This window comes from Okeania sp. SIO2B9 (genome assembly GCF_010672505.1).
Taxonomy (GTDB): Bacteria; Cyanobacteriota; Cyanobacteriia; order Cyanobacteriales; family Microcoleaceae; genus Okeania; species Okeania hirsuta.
This window is the reverse complement of the sequence record NZ_JAAHGK010000013.1, coordinates 1-7,802: the sequence shown is the minus strand read 5'-3', so window position 1 is coordinate 7,802 and position 7,802 is coordinate 1. Positions and strand designations below refer to the sequence as shown.

Genomic DNA, 7,802 nt, shown 5'->3' with positions numbered 1-7,802 from the left:
TATTCAAAATTAATGATTATCTTCATAAATCATTTCGTTTGGTTATTAATACCCTGATTAATCAGAAAATACGAACATTAATAATAGGGCACAATGAAAACTGGAAACAGAAGATAAATTTAGGTAAAAGAAATAATCAAAATTTTATATTTGTTCCCTATAACAGGTTAATCGAAATGTTATCTTATCAAGCCAAGATTGTAGAGATAAATATAATTATTACAGAAGAATCTTATACGTCAAAAGCAAGTTTTATGGATAATGATTTGATTCCAGTTTACAACAAAGGTCAGAAAAATTATGTCATCTTCTCAGGTAAAAGAGTAAAAAGAGGAATGCAATTGCACCACCAGTAAAGGATTAATTAATGCTGATTTTAATGGTTCTTTGAACATTATGAGAAAAGCAGCTCCCTTTTGTCTTTGACTATGGGATAGAGAAGCCAGTGCGTTGGGCGGGTTCCCCGACTTGAAGCAACTGGCGTGGTGTTGTAGTTCACCCAGTTAGGGTAACACCTGCAAAATAAAGATATGTCATATTTGACTATATTTTTATGAACTATTAGATAAGTTAGATAAGTCTATTTTTGATAACTTTTCCACATCTAACAACTAGACTAATTTAAACTGCTACAGCATCGCCAACTTTTTGATGTTCATTGCAGCCAAAAATTGCTTCTGAATGACAATAATATTTGAACTCTAGCAAATTATGAAACGGGTCTTCCAAGAAAAAAGTACGATGCTCCAAAGGAGAATTTGTAAACCGTCGCTTAGGTTGCTGATAAAATTTAAAATTATTTTTTTCGGCACGTTCCAATAAAGCTTCCCAGTCACTTTCTAGAGTAAAAACTAAACCAAAATGTCTCGGATAAATTCCTTTTTGCGGTTCTAAAGTGTCTTTAGCAACATGAGCAACTATTTGATGACCGTAAAGATTTAAAATCACAGAATTTGGAGATTCTCGACCAACTTCACAACCCAAACCATCAGCATAAAATTTTTTTGTTTGAGCAATATCATTAACGGGAAAAGCTAAATGAAAAATAACTTGATTCATACTTAATTCCTAGTAATTGATCGATAGATTTTTGACTAAAAACATCCGATAAAATTTAAACAAAAAGGAAGAATCAACATTCCGTTGTGGATTTGAGTTTCTTCAATAAGTTGGGGATGTTTGACCGATAAATTGTGGGTATGCGCCTCCCCTTTTAAGGGGATAAAAAAAGAGAATATTCCTGATGTCAACCCACCTATATAGTCAGCAATATCTTGAATATCCGGTTCTTGATAATAGTGAGCTAAGATAACAGCATTTAATTCTTGCTCACTATTATCAAGAACCGGATATTCAAGATATTGCTGACTATATAGGTGACTCCCTCGGTCTTTCTCAACAAGCAGCAGAAACAGATGCTGATGTCATCATTTTTGCCGGAGTTCATTTCATGGCGGAAACAGCAAAAATTCTCAACCCAAATAAACTGGTACTCCTCCCAGACTTAGATGCAGGTTGCTCTCTCGCCGATAGTTGCCCAGCGGAAGAATTTGCCAAATTTAAAGCAGTCCATCCTGATGCAATAGTAGTTTCTTATATTAATTGCACTGCTGCTATTAAAGCAATGAGCGATATTATCTGCACCAGTTCCAACTCAGTCAAAATAGTTAAGCAAATACCAGCAGACCAACCAATAATTTTTGCCCCAGACCGGAACCTGGGTCGTTATGTCATGGAGCAAACCGGACGAGATTTAATTTTGTGGGAAGGAAGTTGCATTGTTCACGAGACATTTTCTGAAAAAAAGATGGTGCAATTAAAAATAGAGCATCCCGAAGCTGAAATTATCGCTCATCCAGAATGCGAACCGAGTGTGTTGCGTCATGCTAATTATATTGGTTCAACCACTGCTTTATTGAAGTATTGTCAGGAAAACCAAAACCAAACATTTATTGTGGCAACGGAACCAGGAATAATTCATCAAATGCAAAAGAAAGCACCGAGCAAAAACTTTATTCCTGCACCAGCGATGAATAATTGTGCTTGTAACGAATGTCCTCACATGAGGTTGAATACTTTGGAAAAACTTTATCTGGCAATGAAAAATAAAACACCAGAAATTGAGATTCCTGAAGAGACGCGAGTAGAAGCACTAAAACCTATTCAAAAGATGTTAGAACTTTCATTTAATTAGGCAAAAGTTATAGATAGAGGATAAATGACAGAAGCAGTAAAAATTGCCCAACAATATTATGATGACACCGAAACCGACAGAATGTATGCAGCTATCTGGGGAGGGGAACATATTCATGATGGCATCTACACCCAACCAGACGAAGCAATTCACTATGCGTCCCTGCGTACCCTAGAAACCATTGCCCAAACTCTAGAAAAAATAGACCAAAATTCACGGGTCATCGACCTGGGAGCTGGATATGGAGGGGCAGCTAGGTATTTGGCTAAAACTTATGGCTGTTCCGTGTGTTGTCTCAATTTAAGCCAGTTGCAAAATCAACGCAACAGTCAACTTAATCAAGAACAAAACTTAAGCCACTTGGTAGAAGTTACTCAAGGAAGTTTTGAGGATATCCCCTATGCAGATAACTCCTTTGATATAGTTTGGTCTCAGGATGCCATTGTGCATAGTGGCGATCGCTGTCTAGTTTTCCCAGAAATTAAAAAAATATTAAAACCGGGAGGCGAATTAATTTTTACTGACCCCATGCAAAGCGAAATTTGCCCCCAGGAGCATTGCAACCTGCTTTTGACCGTCTGGGAATTAGTGATATTGGGTCTTATCTGTTTTACAGTCAAACAGTAAAAGAGTTTGGTTTTGAGGAACTACATTTTATTGATCTTTCTCAAAATGTACCAATTCATTATCGACGTTTTGGGGAAGAAGTACAGACAAGGGTTCAATGAAGTGGTCAAATTGACCTCAACAGAATTTACCAGTTATAAATAAATGACAGAGGAGTCAGGAGTCAGAAGTCAACAAAGAAGAAGAAAGAAGAAGAAAGAATAAAGAGGAGGAAAAGGAGAAAGTTTTTTTGATCACTAATTATCCGGACATGATATTATAATTAATTATCATTTTCTTTGTGGGTTTAATACCCCACCGTCTACACGGTGTTCAAAATTACTTGGGGTTAGAATCCCCATGTAATTTTCCTCCTGTCTCCTGTCTCCTGTCTCCTGTCTCCTTCTTCAATAATAATTAATTATTAATTGTTGAACACTTTCTTACTTAAGTTTTAGTCAATGATTTAAGCTATTATTTTTGAGTTAACAACAAAATTCAAACATGACAATTAAAATTTGTGAGATCAATATTTACGAAGTAGAATTACCATTAATTAAGCCATATCGAATTTCAGGTGGACGTTTATTTGTGGACAAAATGGACAGCATTATTGTCGCTATTACAACCAGTGATGGTATCGTAGGTTGGGGTGAGTCCTGTCCTTTTGGACAATCTTACTTACCTGCTTTTGCTGGAGGAATAAAGGCAGGAATGGCTCAATTAGCTCCTATACTTATAGGAGCTAATCCCCTTGAGTTAGAGAACATAAATCATCTTATGGACTTAACTCTCAAAGGACATTTATATGTCAAGTCTGCTATTGATGTAGCTTGTTGGGATATATTAGGTAAATATGCTAATTTGCCCCTCTATACACTGTTGGGAGGACGTTTTAGCGAACACGCTGATTTAATAGGGGCTTTTGCCAATGGTACACCAGAAGAAATGGTTGCCGATCTCAAACAACGAAGAGATCAAGGATATCATATTTTTTCTCCTAAAATTGGTGGGGAGGTTTCCCTTGATATTGCCCGTATTCAAGCAATCATGGCAGAATTACAGCCACAGGAAAAGATTACCATAGATGCTAATCGTGCTTGGTTGCCAGATCATGCTATTCAAATTATGAATTCTATCAATGATAAAACAGTATATTTTGAGCAACCCTGTGAAACATTGGAAGAATGTTTAGCTGTGCGTCGCCTAACTCAACACCCCATTATTTTAGATGAGTGCATTCACACTTTTCAAGATTTATTATGGGCTCAACGAGAAGGTGTGGCACAAGCTATCAATATTAAAATTGGAAGAGTTGGAGGGTTAACTAAAGCACGTCAAATGCGAGATTTTTGTCTAGCCACTGGACTTCGTATGAATATAGAAGAAACAGGCGGTAGCGTCATAGGAGGCACAGGTGCGATACATTTGGCCGTTGCTACTCCCCTCAGATATCGTTTAGCGACTTCAGACTCTACTAGATTACATACCGTCATTCCTGCTAAAGGTGGCTATACTTACAAAAAGGGTACAGGTATTCCACCAGAAACACCAGGTTTAGGCATAGAACCGATTATGGAAATATTAGGTGAACCCATTGCCGTTTATACTAAATCATAGTAATTTTTTCTAAAAGTATTTTCTAAACAACATATAAGAATGATGATCAATCACCAAGAACGATATGATAAATGGGCTTCCACATACAATGTAGATGTTAAAAATAGAAATTATTATGCTCCAAGCTACATCGTAGAATATCTCATGGAACTTGTGAATCAGCAAGTAATAGATTACAGTAACAAATCTGAGCTTAAGGTTTTAGATGCCGGATGTGGTACAGGTTTGCTTGGAGTTAAATTACGCCAAGAGGGATTTTCTTATATTGATGGGGTAGATTTTTCTCATGAGATGGTAAAGTTAGCCTATGAAACAGGCGCATATCAATACTTGATGGGTTGGTGTGATTTGAATAAAAAACCACCCTTTTTTTTCCATCATCAATATGATTTAACTATTTGTTGTGGCGTATTTTCATTTGACTTAGTAAAGCCGACTGCATTAAGATGGCTGATGGAAGTAACAAAACCAGGAGGCATAATTTTAATGAGTACAAGATTGGTTTTTTGTGAGACTTATAATTTTGAAGGTTATTATAAAGAATTAGAGCAACTTGGAGAATTAAAATTAATAGATTGCAGAATGAATAAACCTTATTTAGGAGAGGAATCAAACGCACATTACTGGGTATTTGCTATTCCTGAAAGTAAAAAATAATGAAAAAATGCTTATTTTTAAATAATAGAGAGCCTTATCCAGAAGATATATTCAATCATCTTTCTCATGCGAATGTAGTTTGGTATCAGGATAATTCTGGTTCATTTTCCCTAGAAAAAATATTAGAGACCCATAATGATACAGAAATTTTGATAACAACTTTCATGAATTTAGATGCAAGTAATTTATCAAAACTTCCTCAACTGGAATTTATACTGGCAACAACAACGGAAACCAGTTATATAGATCGGGAATATTGTCACCAAAACAACATAAAAGTTGTAAACACTCCCAAATATACAGGTGCATCAGTTGCTGAACATGCTGTAGCTTTAATGCTTTCGGCAGCTAAAAGAATTGTTGATTTTAATACTAAAGTCAGATCGGGTGACTTTCAATTGTTTGAACATCAAGGTATGGAATTATCTGGCAAAAAAGTAGGCATTATAGGAATGGGTGATATTGGGAAAAGAATTGCTAAAATACTTCAAGGTTTTGAAATGAAAGTTAAGTATAGTAATAGAAGTCAGCTTACTACCAGTTTAGGGATACAGACAGATTTGAATACCTTACTATCAGAAAGTGATGTTATTTTTCTGACACTACCTTTAAACCAAGATACTAAGAATATCATAAATTTTCAGAATATTTCCCAAATCAAAAAAGGAGCTATATTGATTAATATTTCTCCTGATAAATTGATCGAATTTAATGCTTTGAAGTGGGCTTTGGAAGATGGCAAATTATCCTATGCTGGAATAGATTTACTGAGTGAAGATGAAAAATATTTTCAACTTCCTAATCTAATCATTACACCTCGTCGTGGTTGGTATACTAAAGAATCCTTTACACGAAGAATTAAAATGGTTGTAGAGACTCTTACGAATTATTTGAGAAATTTTTAAAATTATGAAAGCGATGAAAAAAACTGAACTGGAGCTGAAAAAATCACTAGATTTAGAGACTAAAACTTTAAATATAATGGTTGATGAGCTTTATAACTCTTACGGTTTAAGAATGTTTAAAGCTGGTTCAGAATGGGAAAATATGGACTTAGAAGAAATTGCTTGAGGTAAGCAATTAGGAAGCCATGATATACCCGTATTAATGAAAGTTGGTGGAGTTGAAGCAAGAACAGAAATTAGAAATTTGCTAGAGATTGGAGTAGAATCTTTTTTAGCTCCAATGGTAGAGTCTGAGTTTGCCTTGGAAAAGTTTGTTACAATTACTAAAGGAATTTGTCAGAAACATCATAAAAAGCCCAGACTAGCTATGATGATAGAATCAATTCAGACTTATAATAATCTTGACATCATTCTTAATAGTCCCTATTTTGATGAACTAGAAATGCTAGTGTTAGGACGCTTGGATTTATCAAATTCAATGGGAATACAAAATGTTGACGCTCCAGAAGTACAAGAAATATGCAAAAAAATCATTGATGCAGTACATAAAAAAGGGAAAAGTGTTTCTGTGGGAGGTTTTGTAAATCCTCGTACTGCTCTTTCTATCAAGAATGAGTTCCAAGCGGATCATTTGAATACTATTAATTTTTTACTGAATATTGATAAGTGTCAAGACTTATCTGAAGGTGTAAGATTGATGTTAAATACAGAAATAGCATATTATGAAAGTCTTAAAAACTTGAATCCTCAAAGGAATGATTTTTATCAATCCAGAGTTGAAATTACCAAGAAAAAATTAGTTGCTTCAGTTGACTAAAGCGATCAATATAATTATTTGTTATCAAAAATGAATTTTTTACAAAAACATAGTGCTATAGATGTAACCTTAAGAGATGCAGGTTTCCTTAACAATTGGGACTTTTCTGAAAGTGAGGTTTTCCAAGTCGTTACTGGAATGGATAAAGTTGGTGTAGATGTGATTGAAGTTGGTTATCTGAGTGAAGATCCTGAAAGTATGCTTACTGCTACTTGTCCATCATCCTTATTAGCTAGTTTAAAAGAAAAAGTTAACTCCGCCTCTGTTGGTGGAATGTTGAGATGTTACGAAGAAAAAGTAGATGAAATATTAGATTCAAGGGGTGAATTTCTTGATCTGATTCGTATTGTAGTAAGTGTAAAAGAAGAAATTCCTTTGGCAATAAAGATAGCTGAAAAAATAAAAAAATTAGGTATATCATCTAGCTTGAATTTTGCTAATTTTACAGTCTATACCCCTGATGAATTATTATCCGCAGTTAAATTAGCAGCCACAGCAAAAGAGGTATTTGATATATTTTATTTTGCTGATTCTAGGGGTGCAGCACAACCCGATGAAGTTTTTTCTTTTATCAAATCTGCACGTCAAGAATGGGATGGGGTATTAGGTTTTCATGCTCATGATATGTTAGGTTTGGCTTCTGCTAACTCTCATGCAGCGATGGCAGCAGGATGTACTATAATTGATGGTTCTATTAATGGCTATGGTTTAGGTGCAGGTAATACTAAAATTGATCAAGCTTTAGCTATCGTGGAACATTTTCACAATGAGAAGTTATATCAATATGAACATCTCAAATCTCTTTTCCATATACTCCAAGTTCCTGTTTTACCTGAACAAAGATATTTACAATACCTCGCAGGTAGTAAAAATCTTTCAGGATTATGGGTAGCCCCTCTGTTAGAACGTTATGGGAATACAACAATCGATTTTTTACAACAATTGCCTTGGAAACGTTACAAGACAATAGAAGAAATTTTACAACCACAAGAAGTTACTGTTT

The 7,802-nt window shown here is 35.0% G+C and carries 10 protein-coding genes and 1 pseudogene; 9 read left to right on the top strand and 2 right to left on the bottom strand.

The annotated features are described in order from the left end of the window. Nucleotides 1-356: IS200/IS605 family accessory protein TnpB-related protein (locus F6K13_RS01315; protein ID WP_287286700.1), on the top strand; the 356-nt coding region annotated here is incomplete at its 5' end. A 265-nt stretch (nt 357-621) separates the two neighbouring features. Here the strand turns inward: F6K13_RS01315 and F6K13_RS01310 are convergent. Both F6K13_RS01310 and F6K13_RS35745 read right to left on the bottom strand, forming a co-directional pair. Next, a complete protein-coding gene (locus tag F6K13_RS01310) occupies nt 622-1,059 on the bottom strand; it encodes a VOC family protein (protein WP_124145151.1) in 438 nt (145 codons plus the stop codon). A gap of 35 nt (nt 1,060-1,094) precedes the next feature. Further along, on the bottom strand, nt 1,095-1,310 hold the full coding sequence (locus F6K13_RS35745) for a hypothetical protein (RefSeq protein WP_375340648.1): 216 nt from the start codon (nt 1,308-1,310) through the stop codon (nt 1,095-1,097). Nucleotides 1,311-1,318: 8 nt separating this feature from the next. Here F6K13_RS35745 and nadA point away from each other — a divergent pair. The 8 genes and pseudogenes from nadA to F6K13_RS01265 form a co-directional block, all read left to right on the top strand. Continuing rightward, a pseudogene (gene nadA, locus F6K13_RS01300) lies at nt 1,319-2,194 on the top strand (quinolinate synthase NadA); the annotation flags it as partial. Between the two features lie 24 nt (nt 2,195-2,218). Then, the gene (locus F6K13_RS01295; RefSeq protein WP_240038928.1) at nt 2,219-2,821 is read left to right on the top strand and encodes a cyclopropane-fatty-acyl-phospholipid synthase family protein; all 603 of its coding nucleotides are present in this window, start codon (nt 2,219-2,221) and stop codon (nt 2,819-2,821) included. A gap of 483 nt (nt 2,822-3,304) precedes the next feature. Then, nucleotides 3,305-4,420, top strand: coding sequence for a mandelate racemase/muconate lactonizing enzyme family protein (locus tag F6K13_RS01290; protein ID WP_124144726.1), 1,116 nt, complete (start codon nt 3,305-3,307; stop codon nt 4,418-4,420). A 39-nt stretch (nt 4,421-4,459) separates the two neighbouring features. Further along, nucleotides 4,460-5,077 (top strand): class I SAM-dependent methyltransferase, encoded by a 618-nt coding sequence (locus tag F6K13_RS01285; protein WP_240038929.1) that lies wholly within the window; start codon nt 4,460-4,462, stop codon nt 5,075-5,077. Beyond that, a complete protein-coding gene (locus F6K13_RS01280) occupies nt 5,077-5,982 on the top strand; it encodes a 2-hydroxyacid dehydrogenase (protein WP_287286699.1) in 906 nt (301 codons plus the stop codon). The genes F6K13_RS01285 and F6K13_RS01280 overlap by 1 nt, the downstream gene beginning before the upstream one ends. Before the next feature lie 4 nt (nt 5,983-5,986). After that, nucleotides 5,987-6,148: a hypothetical protein gene (locus tag F6K13_RS01275; RefSeq protein WP_287286697.1), complete on the top strand. Its 162-nt coding sequence runs from the start codon at nt 5,987-5,989 to the stop codon at nt 6,146-6,148. A gap of 36 nt (nt 6,149-6,184) precedes the next feature. Then, a complete protein-coding gene (locus tag F6K13_RS01270; RefSeq protein WP_287286696.1) occupies nt 6,185-6,799 on the top strand; it encodes an aldolase/citrate lyase family protein in 615 nt (204 codons plus the stop codon). 30 nt (nt 6,800-6,829) lie between these two features. After that, a partial coding sequence (locus F6K13_RS01265; RefSeq protein ID WP_124144729.1) for a hypothetical protein occupies nt 6,830-7,802 on the top strand: 973 nt, incomplete at its 3' end.

Bases quoted from the DNA above. Each gene is read 5' to 3' on its own strand.
- F6K13_RS01310 (WP_124145151.1), bottom strand. From the start codon at position 1,059: ATGAATCAAGTTATTTTTCATTTAGCTTTTCCCGTTAATGATATTGCT.
- F6K13_RS01295 (WP_240038928.1), top strand. From the start codon at position 2,219: ATGACAGAAGCAGTAAAAATTGCCCAACAATATTATGATGACACCGAA.
- F6K13_RS01290 (WP_124144726.1), top strand. From the start codon at position 3,305: ATGACAATTAAAATTTGTGAGATCAATATTTACGAAGTAGAATTACCA.
- F6K13_RS01285 (WP_240038929.1), top strand. From the start codon at position 4,460: ATGATGATCAATCACCAAGAACGATATGATAAATGGGCTTCCACATAC.
- F6K13_RS01280 (WP_287286699.1), top strand. From the start codon at position 5,077: ATGAAAAAATGCTTATTTTTAAATAATAGAGAGCCTTATCCAGAAGAT.
- F6K13_RS01275 (WP_287286697.1), top strand. From the start codon at position 5,987: ATGAAAGCGATGAAAAAAACTGAACTGGAGCTGAAAAAATCACTAGAT.
- F6K13_RS01270 (WP_287286696.1), top strand. From the start codon at position 6,185: ATGAAAGTTGGTGGAGTTGAAGCAAGAACAGAAATTAGAAATTTGCTA.